General features: G+C 65.5%; 15 protein-coding genes. 4 read left to right on the top strand and 11 right to left on the bottom strand.

All coding sequences use genetic code 11. The features are described 5' to 3' along the window. Positions 1 to 57 precede the first annotated feature (57 nt). The 4 genes from N4264_RS02760 to N4264_RS02745 all read right to left on the bottom strand — a co-directional run bounded on the left by N4264_RS02760 (position 58) and on the right by N4264_RS02745 (position 5,138). A complete protein-coding gene (locus tag N4264_RS02760) occupies positions 58 to 996 on the bottom strand; it encodes a hypothetical protein (RefSeq protein WP_261695549.1) in 939 nt (312 codons plus the stop codon). 408 nt (positions 997 to 1,404) lie between these two features. Further along, positions 1,405 to 2,121 carry an orotidine-5'-phosphate decarboxylase gene (gene pyrF / locus N4264_RS02755; protein WP_261695548.1) on the bottom strand — a complete coding sequence of 239 codons (717 nt, stop codon included), beginning with the start codon at positions 2,119 to 2,121 and terminating at the stop codon, positions 1,405 to 1,407. A gap of 50 nt (positions 2,122 to 2,171) precedes the next feature. Next, entirely contained in the window at positions 2,172 to 3,083 is a 912-nt protein-coding gene (locus N4264_RS02750; protein ID WP_261695547.1) for a hypothetical protein, read from the bottom strand. 75 nt (positions 3,084 to 3,158) lie between these two features. Further along, on the bottom strand, positions 3,159 to 5,138 hold the full coding sequence (locus tag N4264_RS02745) for a UvrD-helicase domain-containing protein (protein ID WP_261695546.1): 1,980 nt from the start codon (positions 5,136 to 5,138) through the stop codon (positions 3,159 to 3,161). Positions 5,139 to 5,286: 148 nt separating this feature from the next. Between N4264_RS02745 and N4264_RS02740 the strand changes: the two genes are divergently transcribed. Next, entirely contained in the window at positions 5,287 to 5,922 is a 636-nt protein-coding gene (locus N4264_RS02740) for a thymidine kinase (RefSeq protein ID WP_261697564.1), read from the top strand. Between the two features lie 10 nt (positions 5,923 to 5,932). Here the strand turns inward: N4264_RS02740 and mutM are convergent, their stop codons facing one another. Genes mutM through N4264_RS02715 form a run of 5 tightly spaced genes read right to left on the bottom strand, consistent with a single transcriptional unit; the run spans position 5,933 to position 10,374 of the window. Then, complete coding sequence (gene mutM / locus N4264_RS02735) at positions 5,933 to 6,745, bottom strand: bifunctional DNA-formamidopyrimidine glycosylase/DNA-(apurinic or apyrimidinic site) lyase (protein ID WP_261695545.1); 813 nt, start codon at positions 6,743 to 6,745, stop codon at positions 5,933 to 5,935. Beyond that, positions 6,745 to 7,527, bottom strand: coding sequence for a DUF4340 domain-containing protein (locus tag N4264_RS02730; protein ID WP_261695544.1), 783 nt, complete (start codon positions 7,525 to 7,527; stop codon positions 6,745 to 6,747). The genes mutM and N4264_RS02730 overlap by 1 nt, the downstream gene beginning before the upstream one ends. Next, positions 7,527 to 8,870 (bottom strand): GldG family protein, encoded by a 1,344-nt coding sequence (locus N4264_RS02725; protein WP_261695543.1) that lies wholly within the window; start codon positions 8,868 to 8,870, stop codon positions 7,527 to 7,529. The genes N4264_RS02730 and N4264_RS02725 overlap by 1 nt, the downstream gene beginning before the upstream one ends. Next, on the bottom strand, positions 8,870 to 9,625 hold the full coding sequence (locus N4264_RS02720) for an ABC transporter permease (RefSeq protein ID WP_261695542.1): 756 nt from the start codon (positions 9,623 to 9,625) through the stop codon (positions 8,870 to 8,872). The genes N4264_RS02725 and N4264_RS02720 overlap by 1 nt, the downstream gene beginning before the upstream one ends. Continuing rightward, positions 9,622 to 10,374 (bottom strand): ABC transporter ATP-binding protein, encoded by a 753-nt coding sequence (locus N4264_RS02715; protein WP_261695541.1) that lies wholly within the window; start codon positions 10,372 to 10,374, stop codon positions 9,622 to 9,624. The genes N4264_RS02720 and N4264_RS02715 overlap by 4 nt, the downstream gene beginning before the upstream one ends. Positions 10,375 to 10,690: 316 nt before the next feature. On the opposite strand from N4264_RS02715, the gene N4264_RS02710 reads away from it, so the two are divergent. The 3 genes from N4264_RS02710 (at position 10,691) to N4264_RS02700 (ending at position 13,467) form a co-directional block, all read left to right on the top strand. Then, a complete protein-coding gene (locus N4264_RS02710) occupies positions 10,691 to 11,890 on the top strand; it encodes a DesA family fatty acid desaturase (protein WP_261695540.1) in 1,200 nt (399 codons plus the stop codon). 181 nt (positions 11,891 to 12,071) lie between these two features. Next, on the top strand, positions 12,072 to 12,455 hold the full coding sequence (locus N4264_RS02705) for a hypothetical protein (RefSeq protein WP_261695539.1): 384 nt from the start codon (positions 12,072 to 12,074) through the stop codon (positions 12,453 to 12,455). Between the two features lie 643 nt (positions 12,456 to 13,098). After that, positions 13,099 to 13,467, top strand: a complete 369-nt coding sequence (locus N4264_RS02700; RefSeq protein ID WP_261695538.1) for a hypothetical protein — start codon at positions 13,099 to 13,101, stop codon at positions 13,465 to 13,467. Positions 13,468 to 13,602: 135 nt separating this feature from the next. Here N4264_RS02700 and rpmG read toward each other — a convergent pair whose 3' ends face one another. Together rpmG and rpmB are read right to left on the bottom strand one after the other, a co-directional pair. Continuing rightward, a complete protein-coding gene (gene rpmG, locus N4264_RS02695; protein ID WP_425508329.1) occupies positions 13,603 to 13,770 on the bottom strand; it encodes a 50S ribosomal protein L33 in 168 nt (55 codons plus the stop codon). A 10-nt stretch (positions 13,771 to 13,780) separates the two neighbouring features. Further along, complete coding sequence (gene rpmB, locus N4264_RS02690; protein ID WP_261695536.1) at positions 13,781 to 14,017, bottom strand: 50S ribosomal protein L28; 237 nt, start codon at positions 14,015 to 14,017, stop codon at positions 13,781 to 13,783. Positions 14,018 to 14,181: the final 164 nt, after the last annotated feature.

Below are 14,181 nucleotides of genomic sequence, written 5' to 3'. Positions count from 1 at the left end.
CGCCCGAAGGCGGCGTTTATTCGGTTAGGTTCCCGTTAAAGCCGGGAACCGCGACGATCAGCCGTTGCTGGCCGGCGCCGGGGCCGTTTCACCTTCGGCCGGAGCCGCCGGTGCCGCTGCGCCTTCCTTGTGCTTCTTGAGGCTGTCCATCATTTCCTTGCCGTACCAGCGATCACCCACCTTCACCAGGTCGCTCTCGGCGGTGAGCGCGGTGTCGAACACGGTGTAGGACACCTTGACCTTCGCGGTGGCGGCATCCGACGACACCGTTTCCGCCTTGATGGAATCGAGTGTCTTGTCGATCGAGAAACCGTAAAGGGCGAGCACGTCCTTCAGACCGAGGAAGCCGACGCCGATCTTCTGCATCGCCTGCTCGTAGCTGAGCGCCCGGGCTTCGTCGAGCGTCTTGAGGTTGATCTTGCGCGCGGTGTCGCACACGATCTTGATCGACTTCTTCGCCAGTTCCGGATCCGTGAACTTGGCCGACTGCACCCAGTTGCCCAGCGCATCGACGAACTGCGACGCCTGCTGCTTCTGCGCGTCGTTCAGATCCTGGTTCTGCTGGATCGAGCTCTGGATCACGCCCTTGCCCATCGCGACCATCATGGGCATCTGCTGCGCCATCTGGGCGTCCATTTCCTTGAGCTTGGGTTCGAGTTCAGCCCAGAGCTTGTCTTCGGCGTCGGACGCCGTGAGCTTGGTCATGTTCTCGGCGAACTTCGCCTTCTCTTCGTCAGAGGCCGGCGTTTCGTTCATTTCCTTGGCCCAGTCGGCCTTGACCTTGGCGTACTCTTCCGGCGGCAACGCGCTCTGGATCAGCGCATCGATGTTGCCTGCCTTGAGGTTCTTGGCCGCCGCAACGATGACGCCATCGGGCGTCGCCGGCGCAACAACCGCTGCCGTCGGCGAGGTGCCCGCCGCATCTTCCTTGCCACAGCCGATGATGGCCAGGCCGAGTGCCGCCACGAGTGCGGCACGAGCAAATTTCATGGACATGGTGAATTCCCCAGGAGGTGTAAAAAACTGCCGGGCGACTGTAGCCGAAATACTCTCGCGCATGCCAGCAAAACCGCTTGTGCCGCGTCTGGACGCGCGATGGCAACGGGCAAGAAAAAACCCGGTGCGTCGGTCAAACGCCCGGGTCAAATCCGGCAGTGCCGGAGGGGGAAGCGGTTTGTGATTGTTTTGCGCGTGTTGTTATCGGCGTTGCGCAGGCTCGTCACAGCTGGGAGCGATGCTACGACGTGAACGCACTTAACGCAATACCTGAATATATTCGACGTAAGTCGGTGTATTTGCTGGTGTAAATGACGACGAACACAACAAGGCGAGCAGACATAGAAACCGCATTACTTCGCGCCGCCCGCACCCACCCGGGATAGCAAAGTAGCGCGTCGCAGCGGATCAGCGCCGCGCGACTGCCGCGGCGATCGCGTCCTGCATTGCCAGGGCTGCCGCGCGCGGATCGGCGGACTGGCGGATCGGCCGGCCAACGACGATGTAGTCGGCGCCGGCGGCGAAGGCTTCGGCTACATCCATCGTGCGTTTCTGGTCGTCCACATTGCCCACCGGACGGATTCCCGGGCATACGGTGATCAGCGCGTGGTCGACGTCACGCCGCAGCGCGGCCACTTCCAGCCCCGAGGACACCACGCCGTCGCAGCCGGCCGCCAGCGCGGCTTTCGCCCGCGACAGCACCAGTTGTTCGGGCTCGCAGCGGAAGCCCAGGTCATCCAGGTCGTGCTGGTCGAGGCTGGTCAGGGCGGTCACCGCGAGGATGCGGATGTCCCCTTTCACTGCCGCCGCCGCACGCATCATGCCGTCGTTGCCATGGATGGTGCAGAAGGTGACCGGATAGCGCGTGAGCCCCTTCACTGCCGATGCGACCGTTGCCGGCACGTCGAAGAATTTCAGATCCACGAAGATCTTCTTGCCCCGCTCGGCGAGGTCGGCAAGCACCTGGAAGTACTCGCCGCTGGTCAGCAGCTCCATGCCGATCTTGTAGAACGTCACGGCGTCGCCGAGGCGGTCCACCCACTCCAGGGCTTCGCTGCGGGTGGGAACGTCGAGGGCGAAGATCAGACGGTCGCGCGGGTCAATGGATTTCGGTGAATAGCTCATGGCGGCGCTCTGCATCCGGGGGCGCCATCTCGGCGCGCAAGACGCCCAGTTTACCGGCTGCGGGCGGGCGCCGGAACGACACGCATTTCGTCGTTCGCAAAATCGAACAGGGTGCGGTGCGCACGCAGGGATCGCCACCCCAGCCACACCGCGGGCTTGCTCGACCAGGTGTTGGACACCCGCAGCTTGTCGCCGTAGCTGAACGATTCGCCCGCCAGATCGGCGTCACCGAGCATGAAACTGGCAACGGTCAGCATCGGCAGGGTGAAGCCGTCGTACTTCGTCCCATCCCTGGCACGCAGCGGGCCCAGACGCGGATCGCCCTCGCGGACGTTCAGCCGTTTTCCCAGCGGCTTGTTGATATGCGAGTTGTACGAGCCCGTGTCGATGGCCGCGTTGACGTTTTGCCCGTCCACGACGACGCCCACCCGCGGCAGGTCGTTCCAGCTCGCCATCACCACGTTGCGCCCGGGCCCCAGGATCGTGTCGATGCGCGTGCCCTTCGGCCACAGGCGGAACCGGCCCGCGATCCCGTCGATATCCACGGTGTAGGCACGCAGATAGTCGATGCCGACCAGGCAGCTTTCGCGCGTTTGCCCGTCCGGCATCAACAACCTGAGATCCATGACATTGAAGCGGCCACGCTGCGAGGTGGCGTCGCTCAGCCGCATGCTCGCAATGGCGGTTTTCAACGTCCGTTTCGAGCCGTTGATGAATTCGATCACGCGCGAATCCGCTTCCACGCCGGCGCGCCGCACCACCGACAACGGCAGCACCCCGAACCGCTCCGCACCCGAGTCCAGGGCGCAGGTCATGCGCACGTCGTTGTCGAACTGGACCTCGATCATGGCCAGCCCGAAATCGTGGCTGGCCAGGGGCACGTCGGCCAATGGCTCCAGGGCCAGCGCCACGGGCGCGAAGACCCCTGCAACCGCTGCCACGATCGTCGAAATGGACTTCATCGGTTCCCCGTCGTCCTCAGTTCACATCCGTGAGACATCGTGTGGCGCGCATCGGCGCGGCGCACAGGCGTCGCCTCAGTCCGCGAGCAGGCTGGCCAGGCGCGCCAGATGCGAAGCGGCGACTTCCTTCTTTGCCACCTCGTCCTGCTCGGCATCACGGCCGTCCCAGTGCAGGTCGTCCGCGGGAATTTCGGTCAGGAAACGGCTCGGTTCGTTCTTCAGCACTTCGCCAAAACGACGCGAGCGCGCGGAATAGGAAATGCACAGGCGTTCCTTTGCGCGCGTGATGCCCACGTACATCAGGCGCCGTTCCTCGTCGAGCCGGCCTTCCTCGATGCTGCCTTCGTGCGGCAGCTGGCCATCTTCCACGCCCACCAGGTACACGAAGCGGAACTCCAGGCCCTTGGAGCCGTGCAAGGTCATCAGGCGCACGGCGTTGCCGGGATCGTCGCGGTCCGAATGCGTCATCAGCGCCAGCTGCGCGGCCAGATCGCCGGCGGTGGAAGGCCCTTTCTGCATGGCACGGAACCAGCCCGCCAGCTCGGCCAGGTTATCCAGCCGTCGCTGGCGCGCGGCCTGGTCCTTGATCTCGGCGGTGAGGTGCTCGGCGTAGCGGGTGCGGCGGATCAGTTCCTCGACCAGGTCGGCCGCGCTCATGCTGCGCGAGAGCTGGGTCAGGTCACGGATCAGATCGGCGAAACTCGCCAGCGACGAGGCCGAACGCGCCGCCAGCTGCTTGAGCACGGCATCGCTTTGCGCCGCCTGTAGCAGTGAAGCATGGCGTGTCTGTGCAATCTCGCCCAGCCGCTCAAGCGTGGTGGAGCCGATGTCGCGTTTTGGAACATTGGAAATCCGCAGGAAGGCCGAGTCGTCATCCGGATTGGCGATCAGGCGCAGGTAGGCCAGGATGTCCTTCACCTCGTGGCGATCCAGAAACGCGGTGCCGCCACTGATGTGATAGGGCACGCGCGCCAGACGCAGTGCTTTTTCCAGGGCGCGCGACTGGTGGTTGCCGCGGTAGAGGATGGCGAATTCGTCCCACTTCGCCTTGGCTTTTTCGGCGATGTGGGCCAGGTCCGAGGCCACGCGCTCGGCCTCGTGCTCGGAATCCTTGCACTCCATGACGCGGATCGGCGGGCCGTCGACGTGATCACTCCACAACGTCTTCAGATGCTTGTGCGGGTTGTTGGCGATCAGCTTGTTGGCGGCGCGCAGGATGCGCTTGGCGCAGCGATAGTTCTGTTCGAGCTTGACCACCTTGAGCGAGGGGTAATCGCGCGCCAGGTCGTCGAGGTTTTCCGGGTTGGCGCCGCGCCAGGCGTAGATCGACTGGTCATCGTCGCCCACCGCGGTGAACGCGCCGCGCGGCCCGGCCAGGTTGCGCAGCAGCCGGTACTGGGCGGCGTTGGTGTCCTGGTATTCGTCGACCAGCAGGTAACGCAGGCGCTCCTGCCAGGCGTTGCGCGTCACCTCGTCCGAATCGAGCAGGGCCAGTGGCAGGCGGATAAGATCGTCAAAGTCGACCGCGTTGAAGGCGTTCAGGCGCTTCTGGTAGCCCGCGTACAGCTCGGCGGCTTCCAGCTCGCGCGGACTGCGCGCCGCCGCCGCGGCCTGCTCGGGCGTCAACCCGTTGTTCTTGGCCATCGAGACAAGGTTGCGCAGGGCGAACAGCTGGTCTGACTTGAGCGCCTTGGGCAGGAGGTCCTTGACGATGGCTTCGCCGTCGTCGGCGTCGAGGATGGAAAAGCCTCTTTTCAAGCCGAGCTTTTCGTGCTCGATCTGCAGGAATTTCAGGCCCAGCGCGTGGAAGGTGCAGACGGTCAGATCGGATGCCGCCTCGCTGGACAGCAGTTTCGACACACGCTCGCGCATTTCGCGCGCGGCCTTGTTGGTGAAGGTGATCGCCGCGATCTTCTTGGCCGACAGGTTGCGCTTGCCAACCAGGTGGGCGATTTTTTCCGTGATGACGCGGGTTTTGCCCGAGCCCGCGCCGGCAAGGACGAGAAGAGGGCCGTCGCAGTAGTCGACCGCGGCGCGTTGAGCAGGATTGAGCATACGGGGACCGTCACTACAAGGGCTCGCCCGGGAGCGGAGGGCCGCCACGACCGGAAATGCGAGCTTGGACCAGAAAGACGGTAATGTACCGGGTTGCGCCCCCCGACCCCAGTCCTTGACCCCAGCCCCGAAGCCCGATCCGCGTCCGATGGCCAAGCTCTATTTCTATTATTCGGCGATGAACGCCGGCAAGACCACGACCCTGCTGCAAAGCGCGCACAACTACCACGAGCGCGGGATGCGGACCCTGATCTTCACACCGCGCCTGGATGACCGCTTCGGCGTGGGCGTGGTGGCCTCGCGCATCGGGCTGAAGGCCTACGGCCGCATCTTCGAGCGGGACGACGACCTGCTTGCGCTGTGCCGCGACGACATCGCCCGCAACGGGCCGCTGCACTGCGTGCTGGTCGATGAATCCCAGTTCCTGTCCAAGGCCCAGGTCTGGCAGCTGACGGAGATCGTCGACGCCCTGAACGTGCCGGTGCTGGCCTACGGCCTGCGCACCGACTTCCGCGGCGAGCTGTTCGAGGGCAGCCAGTACCTGCTGGCGTGGGCCGATTCGTTCACCGAGATCAAGACCATCTGCCACACCGGCCGCAAGGCCACGATGGTCGTGCGCGTCGACGAACACGGGCGCGCCGTGACGCAGGGCCCACAGGTGGAAATCGGCGGAAACGACCGGTATGTCTCGGTCAGCCGCGTCGAGTTCAAGAAGATCATCAGCGGCGAAGGGCGGATCGAACTGCAGCAACCCCAGCTGCCGCTGGCGCCGGAATCGCCCTGACCGTTTGCCGCTAGCGCTGGCAGCGCGCGCAATAGAAGGTGCTGCGCTGTCCCAGCGTCACCGAGCGGACCGCCCCGCCGCAGAGCCGGCAGGGCTCACCGGCACGCCCGTAGACAAACAGTTCCTGCTCGAAATAGCCCGGCTGGCCGTCCGGGCTGATGAAATCGCGCAGCGTGGTTCCGCCGCGCTCGATCGCATAGGCCAGGATGCGGCGCACTTCCGCGGCCAGCCGGTCATAGCGTTCGGCCGACACCTTGCCCGCCGCCCGGGCCGGGTGGATGCCGGCGGCATAGAGCGCCTCGGCCGCGTAGATGTTCCCCACGCCCACCACGACACGCTGGTCCATCAGGAACAGCTTGACCGCCGCCTTGCGTGCGCGCGAAAGATTCCACAAATAGCGTCCGCTGAAGTCATCGCCCAGCGGCTCCGGCCCCAGATCCTGCAGCAACGGATGCAGCGTACCCGGTGCCTGCCAGAGCTGGCAGCCGAAGCGACGCGGATCGTTGAAACGCAGCACGTGTCCGTTGTCCAGGCACCAGTCCACATGGTCGTGCAACTCGGGCTTCACGGCGGCGGGCAGCACGCGCAGCGAGCCGGACATGCCCAGGTGCAGCAGCGGGCTTCCCGCCGCCGTGTGCACCAGCAGGTACTTGGCGCGGCGCTCAATCGCGTTGACCACCTGGCCAGGCAGGACAGTCTGCAGCTCTTCCGCGACCGGCCAGCGCAGCTTCGCCCGCCGTACCACCACGTCGGTGACGCGACGCCCCACCAGGTGCGGGTAGAGGCCTCGGCGCGTGGTTTCGACTTCGGGCAGCTCGGGCATCAGCGTGTCGCCGGCAGCAGCTGCTGCACCTGGGCTTCGTCCAGCCAGTAGGCCAGGGGCGGCTGCTCGCGCAGGGCGACGTAACGCCCCTCGCGGGGCAGCACGCGCAGGCGCACCTGCTCGTCGGCGTCGCTTGCAACAAGTTCCACCAATATCGTTTTATCCGAAGCGGAAATCTGTACTGGCGTCTGCACCTGGCTGGCCGTCACCGTTTGCCAGGCCGGGACGAGCTCGGGATGCGGGTTGCCCTCCACGAGAACACTGTGCACCGTCAGCGGCGCCGCCGGATGGCGGTCGATCTCCGATTCGGGCGGCGCCAGCACCCAGGCGCTGAAACGGTCGGCGACCAGGGCGACGTCGCCGCCGATCCGGACGTAACGATCGCCGTTGATCGCATCGGTACCGCCCAGGGAAAGCGCTTCGTGCCCGATCGTCACGATGGCCAGGGCAGGGCGCAGTCCGATTTTCGACAAGTCGTACTGGGACGCGGGCCGGCGCGATCGCGACGGCGCCACGGCCAGGGCAAGCAGACGCCGCACGGCCTCGGGCTCAGCCGGCATGGCATAGGGCTCGCGCATCTGCCAGCGTCCTTCCTCGCGCGCGAAACGGCGCGAACGGCACTGGCTGGGGCAGTCGATCGCCAGTATGTCGATGTCAGCCGCCATTGTCGTCAGCGGCGTGTACGCCGCCTGCCGTTCACCGATCACCACCCACCACGAGCCCGCGGCCAGCGCCGTGACCAGCGACAGCAGGAACAGGTTCTTGCGCGTTTCGCGCTTCATCAGCGGCGACGCCGGCGCCACCACAACAGCCCGCCCGTCGCCGCAAGGAGCGACGGCAGGACGACCAGGAAGCCGCCACCCAGGAGCCCGAGACCGGCCTGCGACAGTACCAGTTCACGATCCGGCGCCGCGCGATCGGGAACCTCGATCAGGTCGTCATCGGCCAGGAGCCAGTTGAAGATGCGCACGCCGAGCTCGCGGTTTCCCCCGTTGCCGAGAAAGCTGTTGGACAGGAAATCCCCGTCTCCGATGACCGCCGTGCGCTGCTCGCGCCGGTCTGGACGCGGCGAGAGCCGGCTCAGGGCGAAGGCCAGGTCCAGCGGCCCGCGCATTTCCTGGCCGTCGGCGTCGTAGCGGATGGTCGACTCGGCGGTCCTGGAAATCACGCCCGTTTCGGTCCAGCTCTGTGCGCTGGAACGGAGCAGGGGCTTGATGTCCCAGCGCGCGCCAGTCAGTTGCGCCAGCGCCACCGACTGGGGAAACAGCGTGGTGAGGTTCAATCCCTGTGTCACCGGGTGCGCCGGATAGGCCGTAACGGCGACAAAACTCGGATCACCCAGCCCCAGCCGCGCTCCACTGCCATCGACCAGGGTGCCGTCGAGCACCCGGACCGACAACGCCGTGGCCAGCGGATCCAGCCCGACGGCTTCGCCGGGCTCTGACAGCCACAGCAGCGCGCCGCCACGCTCGACCCAGTCCACCAGCTCCGCCACGACCGCATCGGCGAGCGGCACCCGGGGATTGGCAATGACGACGAGGTCGGTGTTGTCGGGAATGCGCGCATTCGGTCCCAGCACCAGGGGCACCGCGCGGATGCCCTGGTCGAGCAGGACGCGGGCAAACTGGCCCAGATCCGCATTCGCCGCACCGTCGGGCTTGCGTTCGCCATTACCGGAGAGAAAGGCGACCATGCGCTCGCGACTGCGCGACAGACGCAGCAGCGCGTTGGACAGCTCGCGCTCGTTCAGCACCTTGAGCCGCTCGCTACGCCCCTTGTAGCGGACCTCCAGTTCGCCGTCGACCTGCACGCCGCGCTCGCGCATGGCCGCCGGATCCACGGTGGGATCGACGAAGGCCAGCGAGATGTCAGGCTTTGCCACGCGATAGCGCGCAATGAAATCGCCGATCGCACCGCGCAGCGCGCCGACTTCGCTGGCGTAGGAAACCACTTCCACCGGCGCGTCGAGCGTACGCAGCAGGGCCGTCGTCTGCGGCCCGAGCGATGCCCGCGCACCGGCGGTCCAGTCCTGGCGGAAGCTCAGCCGCGTGCTGAGGAATCCCAGCAGAAGGGCGGCGGCGATGATCAGCGCGGCGCGCAGCCAGCGGTGCGGTCGAAATGGCATCAGTCGGCGCTCCGCAAGCTGCCGACGCGGCCCGCCGCCAGCGCCAGGCAGGCCGCCGCGCCGATGGCGAAGTAGGCCAGGTCCACCGCCGATACGAGCCCCCGCATAAGGGGATCGAGGTGACTGGGCAGTGCAATCCAGTTGATCAGGCCATGGTTGAGACCATTGAGCCGCGCGCCGGCATCCACCAGGTTCAGTCCGAGATTGGCCGCGACGCCAAGGGCCGCCGCCAACGGCGGCTGCCGGGTGAGCGTCGACAGATAGATGCCCACCGCCGACAGCAGGGCGGCCTGCGCCATCAGCCCGAGGACAGCAGCGGCGACGCGGCCCAGGTCCACCGGCGTGGCAGTCAGGAGGCTCAGCGGCATCAGCGTCGCGAGGGCAATGAGCGCCAGATTCCAGCCCATCACGCCCAGCCACTTGCCCAGCACGATGGCGCCGTCGTCGACACCGGAGGAAAGCAGGAGCGCCAGCGAGTGGTCGCGCCGTTCGCCGGCGACCGCACGCATGGTCAGGAGCGGCACCAGGAACAGTTGCAGGTTGCCGACCATGCGCAGCAGCGGCACGGCGACGAGATCGGTGACGCCCGGCGCGTCCGGCGTGGCAGCCAGGCGCGACTGTCCGCCGAGGAAGGCGTCGACCTGCAGCAGGAACAGGTAGGCCAGCAGCGCCACGGTGGCCGCCAGCAGGCCCCAGGTCCAGGACTGCACCAGCAGCCGCCGCCATTCGTGACGGGCCAGAATCAGCGTCGTCATACACCCACCCCGGCGACAGGTTCGAGGTCGGTGGCGATGCGCAGGAATTGCTGTTCGAGCTGCTCGGTCCGCTCGGCAGATGTCGCCGCCTGGTGACGCAGCTGGCCCCGGTGCAGGATCGCGATACGGTCGCAGCACACCTGGGCCTCGGCCAGGAGATGGGTCGACAGGATCACGGCGTGGTCAGGACGAAGGCTTGCAACCAGCTCGCGCATGCGGACGCTTTGCACCGGATCCAGACCGGAGGCCGGCTCGTCCAGGATCACCAGCGGCGGACGATGGATCAGTGCCTGGGCAATTCCGACCCGCTGCTGAAACCCCTTGGACAACTGGCCAATCAGGCGCCGGCGCACTTCCGCCAGGTCGCAACGCGCGATGGCCTGGTCCAGCGCCGCACCGACGGCCGCGCCCTTCAGCCCACGCAGCCGCGCACAGAACCGAAGGAACTCCTCCACCGTCAGCTCCCGGTGCAAGGGCGCCTGTTCGGGCAGGTAACCGATGCCACGGCGGGCCAGTTCCGGCGTTTCGTACAGGTCGGCGCCATCGATCAGGACCTGGCCACGGTCCGGCGCCAGCACGCCGGCGATCATGCGCAACGTGGTGGATTTGCCGGCGCCGTTGATGCCCAGCAGTCCCAGCACCTCGCCGCGCCGCAGGGACAGGCTCAGATCGCGCACGATCTCGCGTCCGGCGAGCGAGCGCGACACGGCGTTGACGGCCAGGATGGGAACAGGAATGGGATCGGTCACAGGGACGCCGCGTGTTGCCGGGGCAGGATTGTTCCCGATGCGGCCGCAAACCGACAAGCGCCGTCGCCCTGGACCGCGACGCGTGACGTATTTCCGCCGATCCGGACCCATCCAGGACCGTACGGACATTCGGCGTCACGCCGGCGCGCGCTGACACGAAAACCTGCGAAGCGCTTGATTAGACTCAACTTGAACAACGCGGAATCGTGTAGTGTCGGGGATTGGCGGCGGATGGCACTTGCTTTGCTTCTGTTTGATCCCCACGTCCGCCGACTGCGGTATAGTCAAGCCCTCGCCTCCTAGGTGGTTTACTCCAATGTTTGACGCTGTTGCCGATTTCCTGACCGGCGGCCTGATGCACGCGCACTGGCCAACACTGCTCGTCTATTTCCTCGTCGTGACCCAGCTGACCATCTTCTCGGTCACGCTGTATCTGCACCGCAGCCAGTCGCATCGCGGCGTGGATTTCCACCCGGTACTGGCGCACTTCTTCCGTTTCTGGGCCTGGCTGTCGACCGCGATGGTCACCAAGGAATGGGTGGCGATTCACCGCAAGCACCACGCCAAGTGCGAAACCGAGGAAGATCCGCACAGCCCGCAGTTCTTCGGTATCCGCAAGGTGCTGCTCGACGGCGTCGACCTGTACCGCAAGGCGCGCCGCGATACGGAAACCATGGAAAAGTACGGCAAGGGCACGCCGGACGACTGGCTGGAGCACAAGGTCTACGCCGCCTGCCCGGAAGCCGGCCCGACCCTGATGCTGCTGATCAACTTCGCGCTGTTCGGCCTGTACGGCGTCTTCATCTGGGCACTGCAGATGATCTGGATTCCCTTCATGGCCGCCGGCGTGGTCAACGGCCTGGGCCACTGGTGGGGCTACCGCAATTTTGAAAGCCACGATACCTCGACCAACCTCAGCCCCTGGGGCCTGATCATCGGTGGCGAAGAACTGCACAATAATCACCACGCGTTCCCGAGCTCGGCCAAGTTCGCCCTGCGCCGCTTCGAGTTCGACATCGGCTGGGCCGCGATCAAGCTGTTCGAGAAGCTGGGCATGGCCAAGGTGCTGCGCGTGGCGCCGTCGCTCGACGTGCTGCCCAATGTGCACCTGCCCGACACCGAGACGCTCAAGGCCCTGCTGACGCACAAGTTCCAGGTGATGACCGACTACTTCAGCGGCGTCATCGCCCCCACCCTGCACGAGGAAGCCAAGCAGGCCGGCAACAGTCTCAAGGACCTTCCCAACCGCCTGCGCAAGGCCCTTTCGAGCGGCGGTCGCTGGCTTGATCACGATGCCCGCGAGCGCCTTGGGCAATGGGTCAACCAGCGTCCCACCATGGCTGCCGTCATGGAATACCGCCAGCGTCTGCATGAACTCATGGAGCAGCGTGGCGGCGACGCCGTGATGCTCGAAGGCCTGAAGCAGTGGTGCCGTGAAGCGGAAGAGAGTGGTATTCGCGCGCTGCAGGAATTCTCGGCGCGCCTGAAGGGCTACCGGCTGGTCAACGCGACCTGATCGCCTCTCACCAAGGCATTCGGCGACGCCCGCCCTGTGCGGGCGTCGTTGTTTTCGGCAATCCGACTTGCACGAATGTGACCCCGTCGATCGTGCCGCGCGCCGCATTCCGTATGCTCAGACTGTCACCGCACCGGCGGCGTGGATGCGCCGATGCAACCTGAGCAGAGGGAGCAGCGCCATGGGTGTCGCCTACTACATCGTGCTGGACACCGACGCGCCGGGCTTTGATGCATCCGTCGACGGCAAGACCGTAGGCAAGGGCCAGCCCCTGCTCGACACCCTGGCGCGCACGCAGGGCCTGCCCGATTTGATGCAGTTCCTCTGCGTCGATGATGATGATGAGTCAGCGGACCTGGCAGAGGGCCTGGACCTGCCCGACGACAGCCAATGGCACGACAGCGCTGAAGGCCAGCAGTACTTCGCCCGCCTCGCCATTGCACTGCGCCAGCAGGCAGACGCCGGGCGGCACGCCGACCTCATCGCGGAGCTGGACGACTTCGCCGTCGTGCTGCAGAAGGCGCAGTCCATCGGTGCGCGGTGGCGGTTGGGGATGGATATCTGATGGGGGTTTTGCGGGCGGCCGACCTGCCTCGCTTTGGCTTTGTAGGTTGGTCCTGAGCGAAGCGAAGCCCAGCATTGCCGGGCGCTTTGGTGTGGCTAGGCGCAGGTACACGGCGCGCGATCCGTGCAACGAAGTGCGGCCACGCAGGACACCGCCTGGGCAGTCATGACGCGCCAGCCTACGAATACAGCGCTTTCGATTTTGTAGCCCGGGTAAGCACAGCGCACCCGGGGTGAACGATGTATTGCCGCCCGATCATCGTTGCCCGCACGACGTGGCGCATTTCCGACGTCGACGCACGTTCGCCCCGGGTGAACCCTGCGGGTTAACCCGGGCTACGAAACGCGTAGCCCGGACCGTTTTCGCAGTTGCTGTTGCTTCTGCGCTACCCCAGAGACGACTCGCGAAGTCGGCTGCCTGCAAGGCAGACGAAACGCTGCTGTTCTTGAAGCCCGAACACACCAAAGTGCCCGGCAATGCTGGGCTTCGCTTCGCTCAGCACCAACCTGCGAAAGACGGCATTTCGCCACAACAGCCGCGCCCGCCAGAAGCACCTGGCCAGCCACTCGCCCGATTGCAAATCCGTCCCTCATCCGCTGCAATCCACCGGCGCCTTCCGGCGCGCACAACCAGGAGCGAGCTCATGAGATCCACCCGCCTTTTCTGCATCGGTGTGCTGTTATCGACCGTCGCGTGCGGACCGGCCATGGCCGATTCGTCCGACTCGAAGGTCATCATCAAGAACCTTTCGCACTTCGCCGTGCACGAGCTGTATTTCTCGCCGACGGAGCAACGCGAATGGGGTCCGGATCAGCTCGGCAGTCACACCATCGGCAACGGCGAGACGTTCACGCTCAACGGCGTTCCCTGTGATTCCTACGACGTGCGCGTCGTGGACGAGGACGGCGACGAGTGCATTATCGAAGACGTGGCTTTGTGTGCCGACAAGGACAAGTGGGTCATCAACGACAACGACCTGCTCGGCTGCCAGGCAGCCACCCAGGGCGATTGACCGGGCGCCCAAGAACAGCGGTTGGTGCTGTGTTGCCGCAGCACGCCGAGCTCGCCTGAACTCTGCGCCCTGGTCGCAGGCAACAAAAAACCCGCCGGAAGGCGGGTTTTTTGTCATGCCGGGAAAACCGATCAATTACTTGATCTTGGCTTCCTTGTAGGCCACGTGCTTGCGGATGACGGGATCGTACTTCTTGATCTCCATCTTGTCCGGCGTGGTCTTCTTGTTCTTGTCGGTCGTGTAGAAGTGGCCGGTGCCGGCCGTGGACACGAGGCGGATCTTGTCGCGCTTGGATGCCATGATTCAGTGCTCCTCAGATCTTCTCGCCACGAGCGCGCAGCTCAGCGACGACGACCTCGATGCCCTTCTTGTCGATGGTACGCAGGGCGTTGTTGGAAAGACGCAGCTTGATCCAGCGGTTCTCGCTCGGCACCCAGAAGCGGCGCTCGTGCAGGTTCGGGAGCCAGCGGCGACGGGTCTTGTTGTTGGCGTGCGAGACGTTGTTGCCGCTCATCGCACCCTTGCCGGTAACTTGGCATTTACGGGCCATACGTACCTCGGAATAGTCGTGTTGCCGCCCTTGGCCAGGGCGGTATCGGCCAGCGGCATCGGCGATGCCACACGGTGCTGGAGATCGCTAGCGTCAGGTGTACTGCGGGGGAAACCGTAACCGTGTGGCGGAGTCCCTGGCCCTGTCCTTCTGGGCGACGCGGA

Origin of the sequence: Tahibacter amnicola, assembly GCF_025398735.1 — a bacterium.
GTDB lineage: Bacteria > Pseudomonadota > Gammaproteobacteria > Xanthomonadales > Rhodanobacteraceae > Tahibacter > Tahibacter amnicola.
This window is presented reverse-complemented; position numbering and strand designations above follow the sequence as displayed.